Origin of the sequence: Exiguobacterium sp. s142 (genome assembly GCF_018618455.1) — a bacterium.
In the GTDB taxonomy this organism is placed as follows: Bacteria; Bacillota; Bacilli; order Exiguobacteriales; family Exiguobacteriaceae; genus Exiguobacterium; species Exiguobacterium aurantiacum_A.
On record NZ_JACSMB010000001.1, the window covers coordinates 273559 to 298302 of the forward strand.

29 protein-coding genes are annotated in these 24744 nt (G+C 52.3%); 2 read left to right on the forward strand and 27 right to left on the reverse strand.

Going from position 1 to position 24744, the window contains the following annotated elements; genetic code table 11:
* Positions 1–2: 2 nt before the first annotated feature.
* The 22 genes from KNP77_RS01395 to prsW form a co-directional block, all read right to left on the reverse strand.
* Positions 3–506, reverse strand: coding sequence for a QcrA and Rieske domain-containing protein (locus tag KNP77_RS01395; protein WP_131465232.1), 504 nt, complete (start codon positions 504–506; stop codon positions 3–5).
* Between the two features lie 110 nt (positions 507–616).
* Positions 617–1057 (reverse strand): DUF2487 family protein, encoded by a 441-nt coding sequence (locus KNP77_RS01400; RefSeq protein WP_236633388.1) that lies wholly within the window; start codon positions 1055–1057, stop codon positions 617–619.
* 166 nt (positions 1058–1223) lie between these two features.
* Entirely contained in the window at positions 1224–1757 is a 534-nt protein-coding gene (locus KNP77_RS01405; protein WP_016509965.1) for a ReoY family proteolytic degradation factor, read from the reverse strand.
* Positions 1758–1781: 24 nt separating this feature from the next.
* The gene (locus KNP77_RS01410; RefSeq protein ID WP_070327427.1) at positions 1782–3053 is read right to left on the reverse strand and encodes a tetratricopeptide repeat protein; all 1272 of its coding nucleotides are present in this window, start codon (positions 3051–3053) and stop codon (positions 1782–1784) included.
* Between the two features lie 35 nt (positions 3054–3088).
* A complete protein-coding gene (gene aroA / locus KNP77_RS01415; protein WP_131465234.1) occupies positions 3089–4339 on the reverse strand; it encodes a 3-phosphoshikimate 1-carboxyvinyltransferase in 1251 nt (416 codons plus the stop codon).
* A complete protein-coding gene (locus KNP77_RS01420) occupies positions 4339–5388 on the reverse strand; it encodes a 3-dehydroquinate synthase (RefSeq protein ID WP_131465236.1) in 1050 nt (349 codons plus the stop codon). Before KNP77_RS01420 ends, aroA begins: the two co-directional genes overlap by 1 nt.
* Positions 5382–6545: a chorismate synthase gene (gene aroC / locus KNP77_RS01425; protein ID WP_131465238.1), complete on the reverse strand. Its 1164-nt coding sequence runs from the start codon at positions 6543–6545 to the stop codon at positions 5382–5384. Before aroC ends, KNP77_RS01420 begins: the two co-directional genes overlap by 7 nt.
* 10 nt (positions 6546–6555) lie before the next feature.
* Entirely contained in the window at positions 6556–7335 is a 780-nt protein-coding gene (locus KNP77_RS01430; protein ID WP_070327943.1) for a CheR family methyltransferase, read from the reverse strand.
* A 116-nt stretch (positions 7336–7451) separates the two neighbouring features.
* Positions 7452–7868, reverse strand: a complete 417-nt coding sequence (ndk, locus tag KNP77_RS01435) for a nucleoside-diphosphate kinase (protein ID WP_131489824.1) — start codon at positions 7866–7868, stop codon at positions 7452–7454.
* Positions 7869–7959: 91 nt separating this feature from the next.
* Positions 7960–8895, reverse strand: a complete 936-nt coding sequence (locus tag KNP77_RS01440) for a polyprenyl synthetase family protein (RefSeq protein ID WP_251138860.1) — start codon at positions 8893–8895, stop codon at positions 7960–7962.
* 30 nt (positions 8896–8925) lie between these two features.
* A complete protein-coding gene (locus KNP77_RS01445) occupies positions 8926–9627 on the reverse strand; it encodes a demethylmenaquinone methyltransferase (RefSeq protein ID WP_035386712.1) in 702 nt (233 codons plus the stop codon).
* A 20-nt stretch (positions 9628–9647) separates the two neighbouring features.
* Positions 9648–10220: a heptaprenyl diphosphate synthase component 1 gene (locus KNP77_RS01450; protein WP_071399652.1), complete on the reverse strand. Its 573-nt coding sequence runs from the start codon at positions 10218–10220 to the stop codon at positions 9648–9650.
* A gap of 127 nt (positions 10221–10347) precedes the next feature.
* Positions 10348–10623: an HU family DNA-binding protein gene (locus KNP77_RS01455; protein WP_198010937.1), complete on the reverse strand. Its 276-nt coding sequence runs from the start codon at positions 10621–10623 to the stop codon at positions 10348–10350.
* Positions 10624–10730: 107 nt separating this feature from the next.
* The gene (locus tag KNP77_RS01460; protein ID WP_131465367.1) at positions 10731–11432 is read right to left on the reverse strand and encodes a hypothetical protein; all 702 of its coding nucleotides are present in this window, start codon (positions 11430–11432) and stop codon (positions 10731–10733) included.
* A 12-nt stretch (positions 11433–11444) separates the two neighbouring features.
* On the reverse strand, positions 11445–11624 hold the full coding sequence (locus KNP77_RS01465) for a DUF2768 domain-containing protein (protein ID WP_233589594.1): 180 nt from the start codon (positions 11622–11624) through the stop codon (positions 11445–11447).
* 116 nt (positions 11625–11740) lie between these two features.
* Entirely contained in the window at positions 11741–12769 is a 1029-nt protein-coding gene (locus tag KNP77_RS01470; RefSeq protein ID WP_131465240.1) for an NAD(P)H-dependent glycerol-3-phosphate dehydrogenase, read from the reverse strand.
* Between the two features lie 17 nt (positions 12770–12786).
* Positions 12787–14097: a ribosome biogenesis GTPase Der gene (gene der / locus KNP77_RS01475; protein ID WP_035386714.1), complete on the reverse strand. Its 1311-nt coding sequence runs from the start codon at positions 14095–14097 to the stop codon at positions 12787–12789.
* Positions 14098–14226: 129 nt separating this feature from the next.
* Complete coding sequence (gene rpsA / locus KNP77_RS01480) at positions 14227–15375, reverse strand: 30S ribosomal protein S1 (RefSeq protein WP_070327437.1); 1149 nt, start codon at positions 15373–15375, stop codon at positions 14227–14229.
* 141 nt (positions 15376–15516) lie between these two features.
* A complete protein-coding gene (locus tag KNP77_RS01485) occupies positions 15517–16140 on the reverse strand; it encodes a lysophospholipid acyltransferase family protein (protein ID WP_131443335.1) in 624 nt (207 codons plus the stop codon).
* Positions 16137–16814, reverse strand: a complete 678-nt coding sequence (gene cmk / locus KNP77_RS01490) for a (d)CMP kinase (protein WP_070327439.1) — start codon at positions 16812–16814, stop codon at positions 16137–16139. Before cmk ends, KNP77_RS01485 begins: the two co-directional genes overlap by 4 nt.
* 74 nt (positions 16815–16888) lie before the next feature.
* On the reverse strand, positions 16889–17554 hold the full coding sequence (locus tag KNP77_RS01495; protein ID WP_131465242.1) for a flagellar brake protein: 666 nt from the start codon (positions 17552–17554) through the stop codon (positions 16889–16891).
* A gap of 19 nt (positions 17555–17573) precedes the next feature.
* Positions 17574–18230: a glutamic-type intramembrane protease PrsW gene (gene prsW, locus KNP77_RS01500; RefSeq protein WP_214887961.1), complete on the reverse strand. Its 657-nt coding sequence runs from the start codon at positions 18228–18230 to the stop codon at positions 17574–17576.
* Positions 18231–18338: 108 nt separating this feature from the next.
* Between prsW and KNP77_RS01505 the strand changes: the two genes are divergently transcribed.
* Together KNP77_RS01505 and KNP77_RS01510 are read left to right on the forward strand one after the other, a co-directional pair.
* Positions 18339–19310 carry an asparaginase gene (locus KNP77_RS01505; RefSeq protein ID WP_070327442.1) on the forward strand — a complete coding sequence of 324 codons (972 nt, stop codon included), beginning with the start codon at positions 18339–18341 and terminating at the stop codon, positions 19308–19310.
* 28 nt (positions 19311–19338) lie between these two features.
* Positions 19339–20349: a YpdA family putative bacillithiol disulfide reductase gene (locus KNP77_RS01510; RefSeq protein WP_131465244.1), complete on the forward strand. Its 1011-nt coding sequence runs from the start codon at positions 19339–19341 to the stop codon at positions 20347–20349.
* A 76-nt stretch (positions 20350–20425) separates the two neighbouring features.
* On the opposite strand, the gene KNP77_RS01515 is transcribed toward KNP77_RS01510, so the two are convergent.
* The 5 genes from KNP77_RS01515 to KNP77_RS01535 form a co-directional block, all read right to left on the reverse strand.
* Positions 20426–21694 carry a Glu/Leu/Phe/Val family dehydrogenase gene (locus KNP77_RS01515; protein ID WP_070327444.1) on the reverse strand — a complete coding sequence of 423 codons (1269 nt, stop codon included), beginning with the start codon at positions 21692–21694 and terminating at the stop codon, positions 20426–20428.
* Positions 21695–21841: 147 nt separating this feature from the next.
* Positions 21842–22759 carry a D-alanine--D-alanine ligase gene (locus KNP77_RS01520; protein ID WP_070327445.1) on the reverse strand — a complete coding sequence of 306 codons (918 nt, stop codon included), beginning with the start codon at positions 22757–22759 and terminating at the stop codon, positions 21842–21844.
* A 96-nt stretch (positions 22760–22855) separates the two neighbouring features.
* The gene (locus KNP77_RS01525; RefSeq protein ID WP_214887964.1) at positions 22856–23437 is read right to left on the reverse strand and encodes an adaptor protein MecA; all 582 of its coding nucleotides are present in this window, start codon (positions 23435–23437) and stop codon (positions 22856–22858) included.
* Between the two features lie 60 nt (positions 23438–23497).
* Positions 23498–24355: a MerR family transcriptional regulator gene (locus KNP77_RS01530; protein WP_071399644.1), complete on the reverse strand. Its 858-nt coding sequence runs from the start codon at positions 24353–24355 to the stop codon at positions 23498–23500.
* A 170-nt stretch (positions 24356–24525) separates the two neighbouring features.
* Positions 24526–24729: a hypothetical protein gene (locus KNP77_RS01535; RefSeq protein ID WP_214888189.1), complete on the reverse strand. Its 204-nt coding sequence runs from the start codon at positions 24727–24729 to the stop codon at positions 24526–24528.
* Between the last annotated feature and the right edge of the window lie 15 nt (positions 24730–24744).

The following is a 24744-nucleotide window of genomic DNA, read 5'->3' on the forward strand; positions in this document are numbered from 1 at the left end:
TCTCACAACTGTGCGACTGGACTGCCCAAGTATAGGAAGCCGTCTTTTTCTTCTTTTTCATAGCGTGCCAGCGGTGATGTCGGAGGTGTACCCGGAATGTTCGTTCCGTCTTTTTCGTAACGCCCGAAGTGACACGGACAGAAAAATTCTGACGGTCTTGTCGGATCTCCACCATAACCTACTTGACAGCCAAGATGCGTACAGATAGGAGAGAGTGCGATTACTTCACCGTTCTCGTCTTTGAACACCCATGCTGAAAGTGTTTCTTCAAATTCATACCAAGCGTCTTGCGTTTGTTTTTTAAAGTCGACACGTTGCGGCTCAGTCGTGATGTCGTCAAGACTCATGACCTTCACTTTGTCGCCCGCACCCGATTTTTTCAAGACCGGATCGATCGCAAAGTTGACCATCGGACTGATCAATGTTGCCGCCATAAAGCCACCTACACCAGTTAACGTATACGTTAAGAACTGACGGCGCGTGACTTTTGACCCATTTTGAGCCATTTGGTTCCCCCCTCATTCGTGTGCATAACCCCATAATTCTTTATGCATTCTTCACAAAAATTTCTCACTCACCAAAATAGTATATCAATAAAACCTCTACGTCAACCGCTTCATGTCGCCATCCAACGGCCCGAAAGCTCTGTAATGACTTGCGTCGCAAAATTTTGGACCATCGTGTGCGACTGCTCCCCCGACATGCCTTTCAAGGCAAGCGGCGGAACGAATATGACCGGTAACTCGAACGCTTTGAAGCGAACGTCTGAAGAGATGAACAACACGTGGGCAAACCCGGCCGTCGTTGCTTTTGTCATGACTGCGCATGCAAATTCGTACCCGGCCTCGACATCGAGATAGCTAAGCGTCGGATTCAGCATCGTCCGTCCAGACAGCTGTCGTTCGGTTTCAAGCGCCACCGCTTGGACGACCTCGTAGCTTTCGGCTTTACGCACCATCTCCTCATCAAACGCCAGTTCGACGAGTGGGACGATGAGCGTATCGACGTATTGGCGTTCGGTCAGCGATTTCAACGCATCCATGCCATCGAACCTCATCTTCCTCCTCCTCTCTTTAGAAGACATACATCATCATGTCCATTGTAGCGTACCTACATTCGCTTCCTCTCGAAAGTTATGAACGAAATGTGAAATTATTGTGTATTCCTACGTCATTAATATACCAAAAAACAAGCGCTTTCCATAACGGAAGCGCTTGTTTTTCCTAAAATAATTTCGATGCTCTCACTTGATGAAGTTTGCTCGTCAAATTACGAAACAGCTTCTCGTCCCGGCGATCAAGCGCCTCGTCGATCTCGACGAGCAGACGCTCTTCCTCGAACTGGGCGACCGATGCTCGAATGACCGTCTGGGCCGAGTTCGTCACTTCGTCTTTAATCTCGGCGACAGGCTCAAACGGATTGAGCTCGACGATGTCGATCCAACTCTCATCAATCATCATCCCTTGAAAGTTTAGTTCGACATAAATCGTCCCGTCGTGGAGCCGAATGTCATGGTACGCCTTTTCCGGATTGACCGTGATGAGGTCACCTCGTCGGTAACGGAACGGTTCCCCTTCGAAGCCGTACGCCGTCATGACGAGGCTGCGCGGTGAAACCGAGGCGTTCGTCACGAAATGAACGTTCCCAAGTTTTTCAGGATGTCTAAGCCAATAATCAATGATCCATTTGGCCTCTCGCTTACGAAGCGTATGATGAGCGAGGAATCGCTTTAAAAAATTCTTTTTCCGCTCGACCATATGACCCCATCTCCTTTATATTGATTAATCGCGATCCGTCAACAAGTCGATCCGCTCTTCGAGAATTTGGCGGTCGATCATATCCACGGTGAGCGCAAGCGTTTGCTCGAGCACACGCTGCGCCTTGTCACGCTGTCCTTCTTCTACCAATAGTGTAGCCCATTCAGTCGAAAATGACACGTCCTCTTTATAAACTTGTTCGATCGAGGTGTATAGATTGACAGCCTGCTCATAGTCCTCGAGTTCATAGGCGGCTTTCGCCTTGTACCACGTCATGAGCGTCGACGTCGAGTGCTCCTCGAGCGCATCGATCGTCTCGAGCACGGCTTCCATGTCTCCCGCTTCGAACAAGATTGACAACAGCAGTTCGGTCGCTTGAAGCGATTCCGGGTTCAAGGCGAGCGCTTCGCGGAGTTCATTGACCGCTTCGTCTGTGCGGCCTTGCTTCAAGAACAGCTTCGCTTTGACAGTGCGCAGCTCATCGTTATAGTCGTCACGGTCGATCCCTTGATCGATCACTTCGAGCGCTTCATCGATGCGACCGAGTTCCTCGAGCGCTTCCGTATACGGCAAGTAAAGCGATGTAAAGTCAGGGTCCATCAAGCGGAGCTCTTCGAACTGTTTGATGGCGACCTCATCACGCCCGATACGGTGGGCCGTCATCGCATGTCCGAACACGGTGTTCAGATTGCGGTTCTCTGTCTTCTCGAATTCATCGAGCGCTTCTTCGAACGAGCCGATCATCGTCAGTGCTTCAGCGTAATCGGCTTGATAGTCGAGTTCTTCGGGCAATCGCAAGTGCGGTAAGCGCGCATAGAGCGGTACCGCCTGTTCAAACGAACCGATCGAGGCGTATAGTTCGGCCAGCCCATAGACGAGCAGCGGCTCGTCCGGATTCGCCTGTAACGCTTCCATCAATTTCTTGACCGCGACTTCGTCAAGTCCTTGCGATTGATACAAATCAGCTAATAAGACGAGACTTCTCATGTGCGCCTCTTTGTCGCTCGCATCGATCGTTTCAAGGACGGCGATCGCTTCTTCTTCCCGGTCGCTGTCGAGATACGCTTCAGCGAGCGACAGCGCCACGTGCGGGTTGCCCGCGTAGTCGACATACAGTGCTGCCAGTAAATTCACAGCCCGGTCGGCGAGGCCCAGTTCGAGATATAGGTCGGCAATCGCCAACCGATCTTCGTCCGAACCTTCTGTCTCAAGCGCTTCAAGGTGCGCCAAGGCGTGCTCGGTCTCACCTTTTTCGAGCATCTCGATTATATGGTTTAATACTGATTCGTCTAACATAATTAATTTCCTCCTACCACTTTCAGGTATTGCCGTTATTCTATCTCACGACCGAGCCGTTGTAAATCGTCACGAAAATGAGGGTAACTGATTTCAGAGGCTTCGATCCCGTCGATGACGACGGGTTCGTCGATCAGTAAAGCTGCCACTTGTAGCATCATCGATAGACGATGGTCCGCATGCGAGGACACATGACCAGCCTGAAGCCGGCTCGGGAAAACGCTGAACCCGTCTTCGGTCTCGCGGATATCGACACCGAGCGCCGCGAGCTCGCTCGCGACCGTCTTGATCCGATCGGTCTCTTTCACACGCAGTTCACCCGCATCCTTTACGACTGACGGGCTCGACGCCTGCGACGCGACGAGAGCGAAGAGTGGGAGTTCATCGATTTGTCGTGGGATGGCCTCGCCTTCGAGCGTCACCCCTTGAAGTTCGCTCGTCGTCACCGTCACATCTCCGACCGTCTCTTCCCCGAGTGGTCGCAGCCGAGTGATCTCGACGTTCGCTCCCATACGCTCAAGTGTTCGTAAAAAGCCGATTCTCGTCTCGTTCAAACAGACGTCGGTCGTCGTCACGCGGCTGTTTGGGACGATGGCGGCCCCGGCCCAGAAGAAAGCAGCCGACGACGGGTCGGCTGGCACGTCGACCGTCGCCCCGTCGAGGTGACTTGACGATAGCCGGATCGTCCGCACGCCATCTTCGTTCGTGATCTCGACGCGTCCACCAAACAGCGGCAGCATCCGTTCCGTATGGTCGCGTGACAGCATCGGTTCACGGACAATCGTCGGCCCGTCAGCGCGAAGACCGGCCAATAGGATAGCCGACTTCACTTGCGCGCTCGCGACCGGTAACGTGTAATCGATCCCGCTCAAGCGCCGCCCCTTGATCCGAACAGGGGCGAATTCGCCGTCGATGTCGGCCCCCATCTGTCGAAGCGGTTCGGTGATGCGACGCATCGGCCGTTTCGAGAGCGAGTCGTCTCCGACGAGCGTGAACTCACCCGAATATCCGGAGACGAGACCCGAGAGCAGGCGCATCGTCGTCCCCGAATTCCCGCAGTCAAGCGTGGCCGGAACGACTGACGCGACACCTTCGATCCGGAGCCGCTCGTCGAGTTCTTCGACGCTTGCCCCGAGACTACGGACCGCATCGATCGTCGAACGGCAATCTGCCCCAAGGAGCGGATTCATGACGACCGTCTCCCCGCTCGCTATCGCACCGAATAAGATCGCGCGGTGCGTGATCGACTTATCACTCGGTACGCGAATCAATCCATTCAACCCCATCAGAACCACCCTTTCAACTGTATGTATGCTTCAGCAAGCCGCTCGGACGGCACCGCCTCAACGGTAGCCGCTTCACCGAGCAACACGAAACGGACTTGTCCATCCCGATTTTTCTTATCGAGCCCCATCACCGTCAAATACGTCTCGAACGGTTTCCATTCAACCGGGCTGACGCGGCGCGCCCGCATCCAAGCGGCGAGCTTACTGGCCCGATCCGTGTCTCCTCCGACGAGAAAGGCGTATACCATGCCGTACAGCACCGCCTCCCCGTGTGACAGTCGATACCGTTCGACCGACTCTAAAGCGTGCCCGAACGTATGACCAAAATTGAGCCACGCCCGGACACCGCGTTCCCGTTCGTCTGCCTCGACGACGACACGTTTCACTTCAATCCCGCGCGCAAGCCACATTTCCCAGTCTAGCGTACCAACTGACAACGCCTGAAACAGTTCGTCCTCGAATGAAGCAGCGAGGACGTAACGTGACAAGTAAGCATGTTTAATCAACTCACCGAGGCCGCTCAAGACGTCACGATTGCTCAGCGTCTCGAGACGGGACACGTTATAATGCACACCGATCGGTTGATAAAACGCACCGATCGCATTTTTAGACAGCGGGTGGTTGACGGCGACTTTGCCACCGATCGCTGAATCATGGGCGAGCACCGTCGTCGGTACTTGGATGTAACGGACCCCTCGCATATACACACTCGCAAGAAAACCGGCCAAGTCCCCGATCATGCCCCCGCCAAAAGCGACGACGAGCGTGTCGCGGTCACAACGTGCGGTCAACCCATCTGTCACGAGTTTTTCAACGGTCTCGAGTGATTTCGAGCCGTCACCCGGCGTGACGACCGACCAAACGATCTGCGGATGGATGCCGGCTAGACGTTGTTTGAACACCTTACCGTGTAGCGCATCCACCGTCCGGTCTGTAATGACCCATACCGTCGAGCAAGCCGGGAAATAATCCACGCGGTCCAACCAGGCGTCGCTGTGTTCAATCGACACGTCATAAGGGACTGATGCGTCAACATGAATCGTCACCACGACCGGATTTCCTCACGATACGACTCGACCCGCGACTGAATTCGTTTGACGGTGTCGTGTCCGAACGTCTCACACAACTCACGCGCGAGTTCGAACGCGACGACCGCCTCGACGACAAGTGACGCAGCCGGGACAGCACAAGCGTCACTTCGTTCGATTTGAGCGAGGAACGGCTGTTTCGTATCGATATCGACCGATTGCAACGGTTTGTAGAGCGTCGGAATCGGCTTCATCACGGCACTGCAGACGATCGGCATCCCGGTCGTCATCCCTCCTTCAAAACCGCCTAAATGGTTGCTCAGTCTCGTATACCCGGACTCGTCATAGGCGATCGGGTCCATCACTTCCGATCCTGGACGGTACGCCATGTCAAATCCATCGCCAAAGGCAACCCCTTTGATGGCGTTGACGCTCATGACGGCGCGAGCGATGGCCGCATCGAGCTTGCGATCATATTGAACGTAAGAACCCAACCCTGGGATGACGCCATGCACTTCGGTGCAGACGACGCCGCCAAGTGAATCTCCGGCCGCTTTCGCTTCATCAATCAAACGCATCATCGCTTCACCGGACGTTTCGTCAGTCGTGCGTACGGGTGACGCCTCGATGACGGTCCGTAGTTCTTCGAGTGCTGCGTAGTGCTTCGGCGCGGACTCGATGCCGCCGATCACTTTCACATAGCTGACGAGCGACATGCCGACTGCGTCGAGCAACTGTTTGCTGAGCGCACCGACAGCGACGCGGGCCGCCGTCTCGCGTGCACTCGAACGTTCGAGCACGTCCCGAAGGTCTCGGTGGTCATACTTAAGACCGCCGACAAGGTCAGCATGTCCCGGACGAGGCCGAACGACCCGGCGCTTGATTTCAAACTCGTCGTCGACCGGCTCTGCCTGCATGACGTTCCGCCAATGCGCATGGTCTTTGTTTTCAATCCAAAACGAAACAGGGGCTCCGGTCGTCATCCCATGACGAACCCCAGCCCTCACCTCGATTTTGTCTGATTCAATTTGCATTCGGCGTCCACGGCCATAGCCCGACTGACGTTTCGCCAACTCGCCGTTGATTGCCTCGACGTCGACGCTTAAGCCGGCCGGGACTCCTTCGATGATGACGGTCAATCCCGGTCCGTGTGACTCTCCCGCTGTCAAATAACGCATATGCGCCACCTCACTCCTCAAATTTTTCGTAGAAGAAACTTTGTTTCATCTTGTATCCGTAACGCTTCGGCTGGAAGATTTGTTCAGTCCCTCCGACGAAGAGGACCCCGCCCGGACGAAGCGAGCGGTGGAACGACTTGTACACTTTCTCTTTCGCCTCTTCCGTAAAGTAAATCAAAACGTTTCTACAGACGATCAAGTCAAAGTTACGTTCGTAGACGTCAGCGAGCAAGTTGTGCTTTTTGAACGTCACGAGTTTTTTAATCTCGTCCGAGACAAAATAGTCGTCATCTCGACGGGTGAAATAACGATCTCGAAACTCAGGCGGCAAATCGACGAGCGCCCGTTCATGATACTTGCCTTGTTTCGCTTTTTCGATCACCAAGTCATCTAGGTCAGTCGCTGTGATCGTGAACTGGGCGGGTGACAAATGCTTCGACAATAACATCGCAAGTGAATACGGTTCTTCTCCCGTCGAACAAGCCGCGCTCCAGACCCGGAGTTTCCCTTGGCTTCTACGAATGAGCTCAGGCAACACGTCCGTCTCGAGCTGTTGCCAGCGGACCGGGTTTCGATAAAACTCACTGACGTTGATCGTCATCCGGTCTAAAAATTCGTCGTACAAACCTCGGTCTGACTCCATCGCTTTAAAATACTCGATAAATGTGGCGTAGCCCTTCTTCTCGCGGAGCGCGACCATTCGTCTTTTCATTTGTGCTTCTTTGTATAAATTCAAGTCGATTCCAGACTTTAAATAAAACTTTTTTACGAAGATCGCATAATCATTTATCACCAGTTCTAACCTCAATTCTTTCTCTTATCCTAGATCATGTCGTGTCCGAACATACGAAAGCGCTTTAATGCAAATAGAAAAAGGGACAGGAGGCCCCGTCCCTTTTATCGTCATCAAACGTGTGATGTTTCAGTGGCGAACCAGAGCGATAATTCTCTCTCGGCACTTTCCACGCTGTCTGAACCATGGATGACGTTTTGTGACATTGTCGAGGCCAAGTCGCCACGAATCGTTCCCGGCTGCGCGTCGAGTGGGTTCGTCTTGCCAATCATCAACCGAGACACGGCGACGACGTTCTCGCCTTCCCACTCCATCGCGACGACCGGACCTGACGTCAAGAATGCGACGAGTTCTCCAAAGAACGGTTTTTCCTTATGTTCCGCATAGTGCGATTTTGCAACCTCAACTGACGGCGTCAGCATTTCGAGACGGTTCAACGTGTACCCTTTGTTCTCGAAACGTGTGATGATTTCCCCAATCAAACCACGCTTCACCCCGTCAGGTTTTACCATTAAAAATGTCTTTTCCATACCCCTAGTCCCCCTAAATCAATATGTGTACCATGTACTTTATCAGTTTACACGGTCATCTTCATTTTTGAAAGGGTTTACAAGGTGTGAACTACCATTTTCGTTTGCCGATATATTCGGCAATCTCAATCAACGACCGTTTGTCTTGAATATCCGGCAGTGAATCGAGTCGCTGAATCGCCCGGTTCACGTAACGGTCGATCGTGCGTTGACTTCGTTCAAGCGTACCGTTCCGTTGCACTTCGCGGACGAGCGTCCGGGTCATCTCATCGTTCGAGGCGTTCGTGACTTGCTGCAACCGCTCATAAAACACAGGATCTTCTGATGAATAGAAGAGCGGCAATGTTTTATGCCCATGCTTCAAATCTTCACCGACGGGCTTACCGAGTTGATAACTCTTCGCCGTGAAATCGAGCAAATCATCCGTCATCTGAAACGCCATCCCGATATCGTAGCCGAACAACCGAAGTTGTTTGACGACGTCAGGTGACGCCCCGGAGACGACGGCCCCGGCCGCGCAACTCGTCTCGATCAAGAGTGCCGTCTTCCGGGCGATCCGGTCCAAGTACCGCTTCGGGGATTGCGCCCAGTCATATTGGTCTTGAATTTGATTGATCTCGCCGATACAGATCAGTTCCATCGTCTCCGCCATGATTTGCATCACTTCCGGGGAATCGACTTCGGACACGAGCCGAATCGCTTCCCCGAACAACGTATTACCGGTATACATGGCGACGCTCTCGTCATATCGTTCCATCACGGTCGGTTTTCCGCGGCGCAGTGTCGCGTCATCGATCACATCATCGTGAACGAGTGACGCCATATGAATCAGCTCGAGGCTCGCCGCAACTTTCGTCAGACGAATATCATTCCCAGTCCCAAATCCGGCACTGAGCAATACGAACGCCGGACGGATCCGCTTCCCCCCAGCATCTAGCAATTGTTTCGATGCGGCTTCGATCACCGGATGTTCCGTGTGGACCCGCGTCGACAAAAACCGATCAATCTGTTCGATTTCTCGGTTCATGTGGCGATAAAGTCGCTTTAAAGACATCGTTCACCACTTCTTTCCTAGGTGCATGGCGCACGCACCACCGGAAAACGCCTTGACTTCGACTTGCTCGAACCCGGCTTCTTCAAACATGCGCTTTAACGTCAACCGGTCAGGGAACTGATCCGTCGATTCTTGCAGCCACTTGTATTGATCATACGACCCGGCAAACACTTTGCCGAATAGCGGCATGACTGATCCAAAGTAAAATTTATAGAGCCCGCTGAATAGTGGTGCCGTCGGTTGGCTCGTCTCGAGACAGACCACTGTCCCGCCCGGTTTTAAGACGCGGTGCATCTCCCGGAGGACCGTCATATAATCCGGTACGTTCCGAAGGCCAAATCCGATCGTCACATAGTCGAATGAATGATCTCCGAACGGCAACTCCATCGCGTTCCCGTGAATGAGTTCGATCATCGGATAATCAGCCACTTTCTCGTGTCCGACAGCGAGCATATTTTCAGAAAAATCGAGTCCTTTGACGACCCCGGTGTTTCCGGCCGCCTCGGCGAGTTGAATCGTCCAATCGGCCGTCCCGCAGCAAACGTCCAAACATTTTGCGCCGGGGAACACTTGCATGCGCCGCATTGTCGCTCTGCGCCACCATTTATGCAGACGGAAACTGATGATCGAGTTCATCGTATCGTAGCTTGGCGAGATCGTTTGAAATACTTCATATACTTTTTGCTCTTTCTCTTTCGGTTGCAACACGTAACACCCTTTCCGTTCTAAGCGACAGCATGCGCGAGTAGTGTCGATAGCTGTTCTCTTTTTTCTTGGCGCAGTTCTGTTGCCTTCTGTTCGATGATTTCTTTCCCGTACGATGTCAAATAAGATTGACCTAGCAGTTCGGAAAACGTTTTGATTAATCCGAAGTTCGCTTCCATCCACGTCACAACAGCGACGTCCGTCCCCAAGGCGAGTGTGCACTTCGCGCCGTTCACAAGCTGCACGGTTCGACCGAAACGGTTGCTATAGTCCGCTGGAAACATCGCCAATATTTTATAAAATTGAGCCGAGGCGTAATCTCCGGCGAGCACTTTAAGTTGCCGTTCAAGGGACCCGTTCGGGCACTCCTTCACTTGATCGTGCAGCTCGAGTGCTTGATGGGCAAAATAAGTCGCGAGCACGAGCTGTCGATGTTGATGCGATTCGAGTTCAATCATGTCGATCATCCAACGAAGTAAAGGCATGTCGACTGCGGGTACAATCTCGTGTCTCGTCAAATACGGATGAGTCATACGTTGTTCGATTTGACGAGCAAGGTCGGTGACAACGCTTTCGTTTGTCAACTGTTCCATGCTATCCCCCCTCGTCCTCTTCGTTGTCATTCTGACATAGTATAGCACATTTTTGTCACATTCACGCCATGTGAACTTGCTTTCAACTACAAAAAAAGCCGCCTCTCGGCGACTTATGTATTGCTCATTATTTGACCGCATCTTTAAGCGCTTTACCTGCTTTGAAGGCAGGAACTTTGCTTGCAGGGATTTCGATATCTTCTTTCGTACGTGGGTTGCGACCTTTACGGGCAGCACGTTCACGAACTTCAAAAGTACCAAAACCGATCAATTGAATTTTCTCACCGCTTTGGAGTGCTTCAGTGATTGATTCAAACGTTGCTTCTACGATTTTCGTTGCGTCTTTTTTAGACACATCTGCTTTCTCGACAACTGCGTTGATCAATTCAGTTTTGTTCATCACGATTCACCTCCTCTCACAGAGAGTTTACGGGATTAATCATATCGTACAAACGTTGATATGACAACATTTTTTAAGCGAAAAGGTCATAAGCGGACACCTTGCTCGACTCAATTGTTTAAAAACTCGACCTCACCTTGGTCATTAATCGTATACCCTTGCGAATAAGCCGGAGCGAACGGTGCGTCATCGTAGAGCAAATAACGAATATCCTCTCCTACTTTCGGCTCGGCATCCGTGTTCTCGAGCACGGCTTCGATGTCAGCCCGGTAATCGACGAACAATTGACCAGTCCCATCCACATAGATCGGCAACTCGTTTTCCGTGTATGGGCTCGGGATGAACGGTTCTTCGGAGACGAAAACGAGGTCGTAATCGATCGTAAACTGATTTTTTCCGAGCGATCCTTTGAACGGATATTTCCCTTCTTTGACTCTGAACGAATTGATATTCGTCTGCAGTTGTTGGAGGCGCTCGGTCACCCGCAAGTCAATCAGTTTGACCGTCGGCTCTGTCTCGGCGTCGACAAGGACGTACAAGAACAAGCCGCCCCCTTCGAAACTGTTTGCCGGCGGATCTGCCAAATAACCAGGGACGAGGCGGCTAAACTCGATCGGGTAACGTTCCATCAGCGGCGTCTCGGCCGGCTTTGTTTTGATCGGTAAGACACCGGTCGTCTCTTTGAACGAGTCGACCGCCGTCTGGACCGATTGCAACTGGTCCTCATAAGGCACGTTGTCGACCCGATTTGTTTCCGGGAACATACATCCGGCGAGCAGCGTCGCCGTCGCCAAACTGACGGCTAAAAACATTCGTTTCACGGTTTACCCTCCTGTCGGTCCAGAAGCGACCACATAAATCATAATGATCGTTCCGAATAGAAAAATCACGAATGCGACGACTCGAATGAGCACCGCAAACCAGCCTGAAAGTTTCGTGTGGCTGACTGCCACCATGAGCGCAGCGACGGCAAACGCCCCAATCCCCGCAAATGAAATCCACATCTTGATGAGTGACGGTGTCACGTCTATCCCCTCGACTTTCTCTATAAATCTTACTCCGTAATTTAGTGTAGCAAAAAAAACAAAGGAACTGAACGAAAACGTCAGTTCCTTTGCTGTTATTCGCCCTCGAAATGGAAAACTTCTTCCATTTCATGTTTTTGCGGGCGTCTCATCAACTTTTTCACTTCATCATGCGGACTTTTTCCTTCGAACAGCACGTTGTAGAGCGCTTCCGTGATCGGCATGTCGACGCCGGCTTCGCGGGCAAGTGTATGCGCTGCTTCACAGGCACGCACACCTTCGACGACCATACCCATCTGATCGAGTACGTCTTCAAGCTTCTCCCCACGTCCGATGGCGTTACCAGCTCGCCAGTTTCGGCTGTGCTGTGACGTCGCGGTCACGATCAGATCACCGATCCCGGTCAAGCCCGAGAACGAGGCCGGGTTGGCGCCGAGTTTGACACCGAGCCGAGCGATCTCGACGATGCCGCGCGTCATGAGGGCAGCTTTCGCATTGTCGCCGTATCCGAGCCCGTCCGTCATCCCGGCGGCAAGGGCGATAATGTTTTTAAGCGCGCCCCCGTATTCCGCTCCGATGACGTCAGAGTTCAAATAGACCCGGAACTGATCGTTTGTGAGCAGTTCTTGAATCTCATCAGCGACAAATAAATCCTCACACGCGATGGTGATCGTCGTCGGTTTGCGGACGGCCACTTCCTCGGCGTGGGTCGGGCCTGTCAATACACCGATGGCTCGACGTTTTGACGGATCGATCTCTTCAGCGATGATCTCAGACAACCGCTTATGCGTCTTCGGTTCGATCCCTTTTGCGGCATGAACGATCGTGACCGGTTCCGTGAGCAAATCGTTCACTTCACGGGAAACCGGACGAATCGCCGAGCTCGGGACGACGAGGAAAATGATCGAGCAATCTAGAACCGCCTCTTTCAAATCGGTCGTTGCCCGGATCGACGCCGGAAGCGGCACATCTTTCAAGTAAGTCGAATTCGTATGCGACGTGTTGATCTCATGGACGTGATCTTCCTCACGTCCGTAGAGCACGACGTCGTGTCCATTGTCAGCGAGGACGAGCGATAATGCCGTTCCCCAGCTTCCTGCACCAATGACAGCTACTTTTGCCATGTGAGGCACCCCCATTACTAGTTTTTCTGACGAGCCACGATGTGAATCGGTGTACCAGTAAAGTCAAACGCGCGGCGAATCTGGTTATCTAGATAACGTTTGTACGAGAAGTGAAGCAACTCGGGATCGTTGACGAACAACACGAACGTCGGTGGCTCGATCGCCACTTGCGTCGCATAGTTGATCTTGAGTCGTTGTCCTTTGTCCGTTGGTGTCGGGTTCATCGCGACCGCGTCGACGATGACATCGTTCAACACGCTCGTCGAAATACGCTGACGGTGTGATTCGGCAACTTGATTGATGACAGGAAGAAGCGTTTGCAACCGCTTCGACGTGAGTGCCGATAAGAATACGATTGGCGCGTAGTCGAGGAATAGGAATTCCTTGCGGATCTTCTCTTCCATCTTCTTCATCGTCTTGTCGTCTTTCTCGACAGCGTCCCATTTATTGACGACGAGCACGATCGCTTTCCCTGCTTCGTGGGCAAGTCCTGCGACGCGTTTGTCTTGCTCGATGATGCCTTCTTCACCGTCGATGACGACGAGGACGACGTTCGAGCGTTCAATCGCCTTTTGGGCACGCATGACACTATAACGTTCTGTCGATTCGTACACTTTGCCGCGCTTACGCATACCGGCCGTATCGATGATGACGTACTCTTGTCCATCACGAGTGAACGGTGTATCGATCGCATCGCGCGTCGTTCCGGCGATCGCCGAGACGATAACACGTTCTTCACCGAGAATCGCGTTCGTCAAACTCGATTTCCCGACGTTCGGGCGTCCGATGAGCGAGAACTGAATGACATCTTCGTTGTATTCGTAATCGTCTTTGTCCGGCGCGAGTTCGAGGACACGATCTAACAGATCACCAAGACCGAGTCCGTGTGTTCCCGAGATCGGGAACGGGTCGCCAAACCCGAGCGAGTAGAACTCATACATGAGTTCACGCATCTCGAAGTTATCGACTTTGTTGACGGCAAGCACGATCGGCTTGTTCGAACGGAACAACAAGTTCGCGACTTCTTCATCCGCTGCCGTGATCCCTTCACGACCGTTTACCATGAAGACGATGACGTCCGCCTCATCGATCGCGAGTTCGGCTTGATGACGCATCTGAACGAGAAGCGGCTCATCGCCGACCTCGATCCCGCCTGTGTCGATCAAATGAAACTTTCGGTTCAACCACTCACCCGTACCGTAAATACGGTCGCGTGTAACTCCCGGTTTGTCATCGACGATCGATACGCGATCACCGATGATCCGGTTGAAAATCGTGGATTTCCCAATATTCGGGCGGCCTACGATGGCCACTGCTGGAATTCCCATATAAACACCTCTTTAACTTTCATTCAAAAAATTATCGTTCTTATTTGCAACTGTACAATTATAGCACAGTCGAATATTAGTGACCATACAAAAAGAAGCGGGAGTATGACTCCCGCTTGAACGACCGTCTTATTTAGAATCGTCCGAGGCGTTCTCACCTGTCAGTTCAGATACAGAGAATCCGCCTTGATCGCTATATTCGTCAAGCAGCGACTGCTCTTCATCATCGCGTGAACCGTCTTCTGATTCGAGTGCACGCATCGACAATGAGATTTTCTTCTCATCGAGATGGACGTCGAGCACTTTCACTTTCACTTCTTGTCCTTCAGACAAGACTTCAGATGGCGTCGCGATGTGTCGGTTCGCAATCTGAGAAATGTGGAGCAACCCTTCGACTTGCGGCGCGACTTCGACGAACGCACCAAACGTGACGATACGTTTGACCTTCCCCGCGATCACGTCCCCAGGTTGAATCTTGCCTTCAACCGATTCCCACGGTCCCGGTTGCGTCTCTTTGATCGACAATTTCACTTTTTCATTGTCGAGGTCAAGACCAAGTACTTTCACTTTCACTTTGTCACCTTCTGTGACGACATCACTCGGTTTTTCAACACGACTATGAGCCATCTCAGAAATATGGACGAGACCGTCGACGCCGCCGATATCGACGAACGCACCAAAGTCAGTTAGACGTTGGACGGTTCCTTCGATAATTTGACCGACCTCGAGCGATTCAAGCGTTTCCGCCTTCTTCGCACTCATCTCTGCCTCTGCCACCGCTTTATGCGACAAGATTACGCGATTTTTTTCGCGGTCCATCTCGACGACTTTAACCGTAATCGGCTTATGCAAGTATGATGAGAAATCTTCGACGAAGTGGTTTTCTACGAGTGAAGCCGGGATAAAGCCGCGGATGCCGATATCGACAACAAGACCGCCTTTGACCTTATCTTTCACCATGACTTCAAATACTTCGCCCGATTCGAATTTTTCAACGATTTGATCCCAAGCTGCCTCGGCATCTACGTCTTTCTTCGATACGACAACCTCTTCATCCGTGACCTTTTTCACTTTGACACGGATTTCGTCGTTGACATGGAGTGATTCGTTTAAATCGTCTAAATGCATGCTTGATACTTCGCTGATTGGCAAAATCGCCTCGGTTTTGTAACCGATATCAATTAACGCTTGCTTGTCCTCGATTTTGACGACGATACCGGTCACGATTTGACCTCGATTAATTTCAAAATCAGGCATATCTTTCATTTCTTCGACCATTCCAACACTACCCCCTCACGATGAGTACAAAAAGGAGCGCCCTAAGGCGCTTAACACCTAGTATAAACTTCTTATAATTCGACAGATTTGTCAAGGTGTTATCAGGTTTGTTCCTCTGATTGCAACAGATTAAACCTGAAATTAGCGAACGTTCTGTGAATGGGTCATGTACAGTTCGGCGATTGTCGCCATGATCAAATCGGCGGCGTCTTGGGCACTCGCTTTGTCCGCTTTCAGTTGCGAGAAGTCGATCGGCTCGCCGATGACGACCTTCAACTTCGAACGGAACTTGTATTTACCGATGATCGCGATCGGAAGGACGGCAGCGTTTGAACGGAGGGCGAAAAAACCGACACCCGCCTGCGCCTTACCGAGCGATCCGTCTTTCGAACGGGTCCCTTCCGGAAAGATCGAGATGACCTCGTCCTCTTTCAACTTCTGAAGAACAGTACGCAGCGCTTGACGGTCCCCTTCCCCGCGTGACACCGGGATTTGCCCGGAGCGTGTCAAAATCCGTTTTAAAACCGGGACATCGAACAGCTCTTTTTTTGCAAAAAAACGAATTGGCCGTTGCTTCGGCATGGCACTGGCCAACAAGACCGGGTCCCAGTTCGACTGGTGGTTCGAACAGACGATGATCGAGCCGTCCTCAGGTACATTCTCACGACCGACATACTCGACGCGGAAGCTGAGCAGACGCATGATTCGAACGACGCCGACCGTTAACCGATACATCCCGAACGGGCCGTTGTTGAGCGGCTTCATCGTCCGACCACCTGTTCCATGAGCTGTTCAACAGCCGTGACGACACCATCGATCGACAAATGGGTCGTGTCGAGGAAGTGGGCGTCATCCGCTTGACGGAGTGGAGCGACGACGCGCTCCGAGTCCCGTTTATCACGCAAGGCGATCTCTTGTTTCAATTGTTCGAAATCGCTCGGGAGACCCTTTGACACGTTCTCCTCGTGGCGACGACGGGCACGTTCCTCGACGGTCGCGGTCATGAACACTTTCAAGTCTGCCTCAGGCAATACGTGCGTCCCGATGTCACGACCGTCCATGACGATGCCGCCGTCCCGAGCCAAGTCCCGTTGTAAATCCATAAGTGCGTCCCGGACCTCAGGCTGTCTTGCGACAAAACTGACGTTGTTCGTCACTTCACTCGTCCGAATGACTTCGGTCACTTCCTCGTCACCGTCAAACACGCGTTGCCCGCTCTCGCTCGGGACGAGACGTAACTCCATCTTGCCGATCATCTCAGCGAGGGCGGGGCCGTCTTCTAATCCGACGTGTTGCTCGAGCGCGCGATATGTGACAGCCCGGTAGATTGCCCCGGTATCGATGTACACGTAACCTAACTTTTTAGCGAGCGTTTTAGCGATCGTGCTCTTGCCGGCTCCTGCCGGCCCATCTAATGCGATTTGTAGCGGTTTAGTCATAAAAATTGGGTATCGGCTCATTCCGATACCCACCTCCTCTCGGTCGTTTGTTCCGAGAACATCATACCAGTTTTTTAACGTGAAGAAAATACGGAGCCGGTCCGTTTTCTGGCTTCGAGCTGGGCCCGGAAACAATAACGTAAAATCGTCTCCTGATCACGAGGCGTCAAATCCTCAAAACAAAGTGACAGCTCGTGCTTTACGGCCTGCTCTTGAACCCGGACGAGACGGCTCTTGACGCGGAACGTCTGGGGTATCCCTCGCTCGTCCTCAATCCGGAATACGACGATGACCGACTCATCGACGTCGACCGGCGAACGGTTCGCCACGACACGCATCCCGCCGGCCGACACGTCTAGTGACGTCGTCTCGAATGACGGAAACGCTTCGCCGTCTGCCGCGAGCACCGTCACGTTGATCATCTCCGGCACGCGCAAGTACTCGCGACGTTGGACGCGCTTGATTTTTTTCTCATCCGGCAAGTTAAACGCATAGCGAAGCGTCAGCTGGGCGTCACTGATCCGTTTCGTGACGACTGAATCGAAAGCGTACAGTTGATCTTCGCCTTTGAAAAAGTACAAACGCATCGGTTCATCCTCATGCAAAAAAAACGTCTTTAGCGTCGCAATCTCGCTCGGAGATTCGATCCAGACGACACCGCCGTTAATGGCAGCGATTTTCGTCTTCCCTTCGTTTCTCCCTTCAACTTCAACTCGTAACTCTTGACCAACTTTTAACATGAACCCGTTCCCCTTTTATCTATTTGTATTGACGACGATTTGATCGATTTGCAGTGCGGACGAGCAAGAGCGCGACCATCCATAAAATGACGATATAGAGCACGGCCGGCACCTTGTTCGTCGATTCAACGAGTAAGATATAGTCAAATATTCCGTGTAGCAACGTTGCCGACATGACAGCGGTGAACAGCCAAAACCGTTCATGCGCGGAGTGTTTGGCCCGACCGAGACAAAAGCCCATCGCCACGGCGAAGAGCGCATGGCCGCTCACCGGTAAGACGGCTCGCCAAATCGCAATCTCGAGCGAGTCATAAACCCACAAGTATAGAAAATTCTCCAACGTGGCAAAGCCGAGTGAACAGGCGACCGCATAGAGAATCCCGTCGTAGTAATCATCAAAAACTTTATGTATGTATATTGTATAATAGATCATGAACCATTTAAAAAATTCTTCTAATAGAGCGGTGGCGACGAACGCTTGCCAAAACGGGCCGACAAGGACCCCTTCTTCCACAAACGCATATTGGACGAACATGATCGGAAAGACAAGAATGGCACCGGCGACAAACGAACGAATCACATAGCCGAGCGGTTCCGCTTCCAACTCATGCCGTAAATAGAAGTAGGAAAGAAGGGCGAATCCTGGCGCAACCGCAGACAAGGCGATTGCAATCATGATGCATCTCTCCTTTCTATCGTTAAGCATACACTGAATAAGCCGAAAGAAAAAGTAGCTAACGCCTAGAAAATGGAAGAAAAGGACAAAAAAAGTTGGAGGTCGACTATGAATCATCTATTACTCATCCATACCGGCGGCACGATTGCGATGTCGCAGACCGGTTCGGGCCACGTCTCACCAAGTGAGGTCAATCCGATTGACGCGACGTTGCCGAAAGCGACCGACATCGCAAAAATTACGACGAAGCACTTCTCAAACATTCCGTCTCCTCATATGACGCCCGAGAAGATGCTCGAGCTCGCCCAGTTCATCGCACAGCAGTTGACGCAAGACACGTATGACGGCGTCGTCATCACCCACGGGACCGACACGCTCGAGGAGACGGCGTACTTCCTGCAGATCACGCTCGGTGCCCCCGTGCCGATCGTCTTGACAGGAGCGATGCGCTCGTCGAACGAGATCGGGTCAGACGGCGAGTTCAATCTCATCACGGCGCTCCGGGTCGCAAGGAGCGAAGCCGCACGGGGCAAAGGGGTGCTCGTCGTCTTCAACGGCGAAATCCACTCGGCGTTCAACGTCACGAAGACGCACACCTCTTCCGTCGACACGTTCAAATCGGTCCACTTCGGAAACGTCGGGATGGTGACGAAGGACCACGTCCTCATCTACAGCCAACCAACAACGAGACAGCCGAAGATGATTCCAGCGATCACGAAACGAGTCGCCGTGTTGAAAGTTGTCGCCGGCATGGAACCTGACTTGCTAGAAGCCGTGCTCGACCTCGGCTACGACGGGCTCGTTCTCGAAGTGCTCGGTCAAGGAAACGTTCCACCGTCGATCGTCCCGGCACTCGAACGACTCGTCGACCACATCCCGGTCGTCATCGTCAGCCGCTGTTTTAACGGTATCGTTCAAGACGTGTACGGGTATGAGGGTGGCGGTAAACAACTGAAAGAGATGGGCATCATCTTCTCGAACGGTCTCAATTCGCAAAAAGCACGGCTCCGTCTTCTCGTCGAGCTCGAATCAGGCTCGTCGCAACCGGTCATGGAACACAGCTTCAGCTTCCAGCAGTGACTTGCCATCTCAGCTTTCGTTCCATACAATGAGGGATGAGGTGATTTCATTGGACAAACACGCGATCATTGTCGGCGCCGGCCCGTGCGGCCTGTCGGCGGCAATCGAATTAGAACGGGTCGGTATCTCGTGCACGATCATCGAACGAGGCAACATCGTCGATGCGATTTACCGCTATCCGACCCATCAGACGTTTTTCTCATCAGCCACTTTGCTTGAAATCGGGGATATCCCGTTCATCTGTAAAGACTTAAAACCACATCGCCAAGACGCGCTCGTCTATTATCGTGAAGTCGTGAGCCGGACCGGACTTGTCGTCAAACCGTTCGAGACGGTCGAATCGATCGACCGTCGTGCCGACAAATTCATCGTCCGGTCCCGTCACGACCGCCACGGCGTCACAGAACGCCTTGCCGACTTCGTCGTTCTCGCGACCGGGTACTACGGACGGCCCCGCAAGTTAGACGTCCCGGGAGAAGAACTCCCGCACGTGACCCATTATTTCAAAGAAGCACATCCGTTTTATCGGCAACACGTCACCGTCATCGGCGGAAAGAACTCGGCGGTCGATGCGGCCATCGAACTCGAGAAAGCCGGGGCATACGTCACGGTGCTCTACCGCGGTGACGGCTATAGTCCATCGGTCAAACCATGGGTACTACCCGCTTTCGACTCCCTCGTTCGTCATGAAAAAGTACGTCTTGAGCTCGAGGCCGAGATCATTCGCATCGAACAGGACCATGTCGTCTATCGACAACATGGCGAAGAGAAACGGGTCGCAACGGACCACGTCCTCGCCATGACCGGTTACTTGCCTGACCACGGGCTGTTCTCGGCAGCCGGTGTGCTCGTCGACGACGAGACCGGCATCCCGCAGTTTGATGAGGCGACGTATGAGACAAACGTCGATAACCTGTTCATCGCCGGCGTCGTCGCGGCCGGGAACGATGCCAACAAAATCTTCATCGAAAACGGCCGTTTTCACGGCCAAGCGATCGCCGAAGCGCTTCGGGAGCGTATCGGTGTGACATCGTCATAAACTTGTTCAACTAAAATGAGGAAGGACCCGGCTGCGGGTCCTTCCTCATTTTGCGATGTTCATCGGCAAGTCGCTATCACACCCAGCCACGGAAGCGTGAGGCCTCCGCCATTTTACGGACACCGACCATATAGGCAGCGAGACGCATGTCGACTTTCCGGGCTGATGACGTGTTGTATACCGTATTGAACGAATGGACGAGCACTTTTTCAAGCTTCGTTTCGACTTCTTCTTCCGTCCAGTAATAACCTTGATTGTTTTGGACCCATTCGAAGTAAGAGACTGTCACGCCACCGCTTGAAGCGAGGACGTCAGGGACGAGCAAGATGCCGCGTTCTGTCAAAATACGCGTCGCTTCGTTCGTCGTCGGTCCGTTCGCCGCCTCGACGATGATCGACGCTTTGATGTTATCGGCGTTATCTTCAGTGATCTGGTTCTCGATCGCGGCCGGGACTAAAATGTCACAGTCGAGCTCGAGCATCTCTTTGTTCGAAATCGTGTTTTTGAACAGTGTCGAGATCGTCCCGAACGAGTCGCGTCGATCGAGCAAATACGGGATGTCAAGTCCGTTCTCATCATAGATCGCGCCATACGCGTCACTGACAGCGATGACTTTCGCTCCCACGTCGTGCATGAACTTCGATAAGAAGCTGCCGGCGTTACCAAATCCTTGGACGACGACGCGCGCGCCTTTCAACTCGATCCCACGGCGAAGCGACGCCTCCCGGATCATGATGGCGACACCTTTTGCCGTCGCCGTCTCGCGACCGTGTGAACCACCGAGCACGAGCGGCTTACCGGTGATGAAGCCCGGTGAGTTGAATTCATCGATACGGCTGTACTCATCCATCATCCATGCCATGATCTGCGAGTTCGTAAACACGTCAGGCGCCGGGATATCTTTGGTCGGACCTACGATTTGGCTGATCGCCCGGACGTAGCCGCGGCTCAACCGTTCGATTTCACGGAAACTCATCTCACGCGGATCGCAAACGATGCCCCCTTTACCGCCACCGTAAGGAAGGTCGACGATACCGGCCTTCAGGCTCATCCATATCGACAGCGCCTTGACTTCTACTTCCGTCACGCTCGGGTGGAAGCGAATCCCACCTTTCGTCGGGCCGACAGCATCGTTATGTTGCGCCCGATAGCCAGTGAAGATCTTCGTCGAACCGTCGTCCATGCGGACAGGGATACGCACGGTCAACATCCGAAGCGGCTCTTTCAACAGCTCGTACATCTCTTCTGGATAACCGAGTTTCTCGAGCGCCTCGTGGACAACTTCCTGTGTCGATTCAAGGATGTTTTTTCGTTTTTGATGACCTTTTTCTTGATCCGTAATCATGAAGGTTTCCTCCCCTAAATTGTCAATTCTCCCCCAAGAATCAACCTCGTATTCGTTTAAAAGTATAGCCGATAAGCAAGCATTTTGAAAGGGTTTTACAAAAATAATGAAAGCGTTTTCTAAAAAGCGGAGAAGGGGAATCCCTTCTTATTTTTCTAAGGCGAGCGCGATGAAACGCTCTAGCAATTCACCGTAAGAAATACCGGCGACGTTCGCACTGTCCGGGAACAGACTGAGCGGCGTCATCCCCGGGAGCGTGTTCGTCTCGAGGATGTAGGCCAATCCTTGCTCCGACACTAAGAAATCAGAACGTGAATAGCCGCTGCAGCCGAGGGCACGGTGCGCCTCAATCGCGGCCGCTTGCACTTCTTTCGTCAACGCCTCCGGCAACTCCGCCGGACAGACGTGAATCGACCCGCCTTCCGAATACTTAGACTCGTAGTCGTAAAATTCATTCTTCGGGATGATCTCGATGACCGGGAGGGCGTGCTCGTTCCCACGGTTGCCGAGCACCGGAACGGTCAGCTCACGACCTTTGATGTACTGTTCGACCAACACGGCCGTATCACATTGGAACGCCTTGGCGATGCCCGCGCGTAGCATCGACTCGTCGGTCGCGATCGTCAACCCGTTCGAAGAGCCTTCTTGCGCCGGTTTGACGACACAAGGAAACTCACCGCCCCACTCGGCCACTTTCAAATCGAGGTCATCCCCTGCTTGGACGAGGACGTCACGGGCGACACGAATACCTGAAGCGGCGAAAATGATTTTCGCGCGCGCCTTGTCCATCGCGAGAGCCGAAGCCAAGACGCCCGACCCTGTATAAGGGAGCTGCGCCATCTCGAGGAGCGACTGGACGCGACCGTCTTCTCCATACTTGCCGTGCAGGGCACTGACGACGACGTCTGCTTGAAGCGTCAATAACTCTTCAGCCCGATCCGGGTGAAAATCAATGGCCACGACTTCATGACCCCGTGCCTCTAACGCTTCGATCATACCTTTACCACTCGTAAGCGACACTTCACGCTCACCCGATACTCCACCATATAAAACAGCGACTTTCATCATATCTCTCCTTCAGCTAACTTCTCAAAAATTCAAGTTTTATCATACCATGTGTCAGCTGAAAACAATAGAAACAGAATAGTAAAAAAGCCGTACTTACGCGAACGTATCGTACAGCTGTTTCACTGCTTGTTCAGTTTGGATGGTCTTCCCGTACTCCATCATGAGATACGGGCTGACGGTCGTCGTCTTGCCATATTCAGACAGGATGGCGGCGAGCCGTTCCTCGACTTGCGGTTTGAGAACTTCCACAAAATGTAAGTAGTAGCGGCCGTCATAATGATAGAGTGCCCCACCTTGGTCGGTATCTTGTATATGCGGAAATGCACGAATCGACGCATTGATCACGTCTTCAATATCGTCAAACTGATAAATCAAATGGTGGATCACATCGATCGTCAAGCGAATCTCGACTTGTTCTTGATCCGACTCCGCGACGACCGCATCGACTTTTTGAACATCGATGACGAGTCCATCGCGTGGAAACATCGTCACATTCAAGTCGACAGCACCTTGCGGCATGAACCCATATTCGGCCTCGGCCGTTTCAAGCAATTCCCGCCATAGTTCTTGACCGCTCTCTCCGACAATCGTATCGATGGCGATCCCTCGAATCGATAAGTCGCTCGCAGTCAAGTATACCCTCAAATGTTCTTTTGTCTGTTTTTCAAATCTCAAACGAAAACCTCCAAAGAAAAATCATTCTACTTAATAAGCTACTCCCGTTTTGTCGACCTGTCAAATGGTTGACAACCACTCGTTCCAAGCTTCGGGCGTATCTCCAAGAAACGCTCCTTCAAATTGCGACGCTTGTTGACTGACGGCGTATCCACCCGCACCGATGACGAGGTCTGGATGCTCCGCTTGAATGTAACGCATCGCTTCTTGAAGATTGGCAATATGCTCAGTCAACGTACATGAAAAGATTAAACATTTCGCGTCGATATCATGGAGCGCTATGCTCAAATCCTCTTTCGGAAACCCCGCTCCGAGGAAAATGACGTCAAAGCCGTATTGTCTTAAATAGAGTGTCACGAACAAAAGGCCGATTTCATGCATTTCACCCGGGGCGCAGACGCAAATGATCCGGGGCAAAAATGGATTCATCGGCATTTGAAGAGACAACGTCGACAAGCGGGCTCGAAAAAAGGACGTCGCAAAGTGTTCGTGCGCGATCGTGACCTTCCCATTTTCCCAGCGTGTGCCGATATCCATCAGCAACGGGCTAATGATATCTTTCGTCACTTTTTCAAAACTGAACGTGTTGAAGGCACGGTTCATCAAATCGTGCGCTTTCCGTTCATCAAATTTGAGCAGCGCGTCCATTAATCCATCCTTCAATTCTTCGTCGTAGAGACGAGCAGGCTTCGGCTTCGGTGCCTCGTGAAGTTGCTGAATCGCTTGCGAGACGGTCAACCCTTCCCGTTGTTTTTCAACGACCCATTTGATTTTTTCGACGTCTTGGTCGGAATACAACCGGTGACCCGAATCGGTCCGACTCGGCTCGATAAACTGATAGCGACGCTCCCAAGCCCGAATCGTCGTCGGGTTCACACCGGTCAGTGACGCGACCGTCTTGATGGAGTACTTCGGCATAGCAGCCCTCCTCTCCTACAGGTTCTTCTCTTTAAGTATAGACCCATCATTTCAGCTTTACCTGTTTTATTGTGCAAATTTGTGAGAAACAGGTGTGACTTTTCCAATTCAAGTAAACATCTCAAGGATGTTGAAACAAAATAAAAAAATACGGCGTCTCCACCGTATCATCAGAAAAATAATGTATGACGTCCTATATATAAAAATGCGAGGATAATCGCAAACATCGTCAAAGTCAGCATCATAGCCAGCGGTCGTTTCAACCAATTATCATTCATTTTTTCTTTCCGCTCGTGCTCTTGCCGTTCCGACCGAGACGGCAACGTGTCCACGACTTTTTCACGAAGAGAATCTGCTTGGTTTCGATGTCGCAACGTGTGCCCTCCTTT

What these genes read in the sequence shown, in the direction of transcription:
- der (WP_035386714.1), bottom strand. Translation starts at nt 14,097, where the DNA reads ATGGGAATTCCAGCAGTGGCCATCGTAGGCCGCCCGAATATTGGGAAA.
- KNP77_RS01510 (WP_131465244.1), top strand. Translation starts at nt 19,339, where the DNA reads ATGAGGGATGAGGTGATTTCATTGGACAAACACGCGATCATTGTCGGC.
- aroC (WP_131465238.1), bottom strand. Translation starts at nt 6,545, where the DNA reads ATGCGTTATTTGACAGCGGGAGAGTCACACGGACCGGGATTGACCGTC.
- KNP77_RS01530 (WP_071399644.1), bottom strand. Translation starts at nt 24,355, where the DNA reads ATGCCGAAGTACTCCATCAAGACGGTCGCGTCACTGACCGGTGTGAAC.
- KNP77_RS01465 (WP_233589594.1), bottom strand. Translation starts at nt 11,624, where the DNA reads ATGTGGATTTCATTTGCGGGGATTGGGGCGTTTGCCGTCGCTGCGCTC.
- KNP77_RS01400 (WP_236633388.1), bottom strand. Translation starts at nt 1,057, where the DNA reads ATGAGGTTCGATGGCATGGATGCGTTGAAATCGCTGACCGAACGCCAA.
- KNP77_RS01395 (WP_131465232.1), bottom strand. Translation starts at nt 506, where the DNA reads ATGGCTCAAAATGGGTCAAAAGTCACGCGCCGTCAGTTCTTAACGTAT.
- KNP77_RS01470 (WP_131465240.1), bottom strand. Translation starts at nt 12,769, where the DNA reads ATGGCAAAAGTAGCTGTCATTGGTGCAGGAAGCTGGGGAACGGCATTA.
- KNP77_RS01495 (WP_131465242.1), bottom strand. Translation starts at nt 17,554, where the DNA reads ATGTTAAAAGTTGGTCAAGAGTTACGAGTTGAAGTTGAAGGGAGAAAC.
- ndk (WP_131489824.1), bottom strand. Translation starts at nt 7,868, where the DNA reads ATGGAAAAGACATTTTTAATGGTAAAACCTGACGGGGTGAAGCGTGGT.
- KNP77_RS01520 (WP_070327445.1), bottom strand. Translation starts at nt 22,759, where the DNA reads ATGAAAGTCGCTGTTTTATATGGTGGAGTATCGGGTGAGCGTGAAGTG.
- KNP77_RS01515 (WP_070327444.1), bottom strand. Translation starts at nt 21,694, where the DNA reads ATGATTACGGATCAAGAAAAAGGTCATCAAAAACGAAAAAACATCCTT.
- KNP77_RS01450 (WP_071399652.1), bottom strand. Translation starts at nt 10,220, where the DNA reads ATGGAACAGTTGACAAACGAAAGCGTTGTCACCGACCTTGCTCGTCAA.
- KNP77_RS01405 (WP_016509965.1), bottom strand. Translation starts at nt 1,757, where the DNA reads ATGGTCGAGCGGAAAAAGAATTTTTTAAAGCGATTCCTCGCTCATCAT.
- aroA (WP_131465234.1), bottom strand. Translation starts at nt 4,339, where the DNA reads ATGGGGTTGAATGGATTGATTCGCGTACCGAGTGATAAGTCGATCACG.
- KNP77_RS01410 (WP_070327427.1), bottom strand. Translation starts at nt 3,053, where the DNA reads ATGTTAGACGAATCAGTATTAAACCATATAATCGAGATGCTCGAAAAA.
- KNP77_RS01485 (WP_131443335.1), bottom strand. Translation starts at nt 16,140, where the DNA reads ATGAAGCCGCTCAACAACGGCCCGTTCGGGATGTATCGGTTAACGGTC.
- KNP77_RS01440 (WP_251138860.1), bottom strand. Translation starts at nt 8,895, where the DNA reads ATGAACCGAGAAATCGAACAGATTGATCGGTTTTTGTCGACGCGGGTC.
- prsW (WP_214887961.1), bottom strand. Translation starts at nt 18,230, where the DNA reads ATGATTGCAATCGCCTTGTCTGCGGTTGCGCCAGGATTCGCCCTTCTT.
- KNP77_RS01460 (WP_131465367.1), bottom strand. Translation starts at nt 11,432, where the DNA reads ATGTTTTTAGCCGTCAGTTTGGCGACGGCGACGCTGCTCGCCGGATGT.
- rpsA (WP_070327437.1), bottom strand. Translation starts at nt 15,375, where the DNA reads ATGGTCGAAGAAATGAAAGATATGCCTGATTTTGAAATTAATCGAGGT.
- cmk (WP_070327439.1), bottom strand. Translation starts at nt 16,814, where the DNA reads ATGACTAAACCGCTACAAATCGCATTAGATGGGCCGGCAGGAGCCGGC.
- KNP77_RS01505 (WP_070327442.1), top strand. Translation starts at nt 18,339, where the DNA reads ATGAATCATCTATTACTCATCCATACCGGCGGCACGATTGCGATGTCG.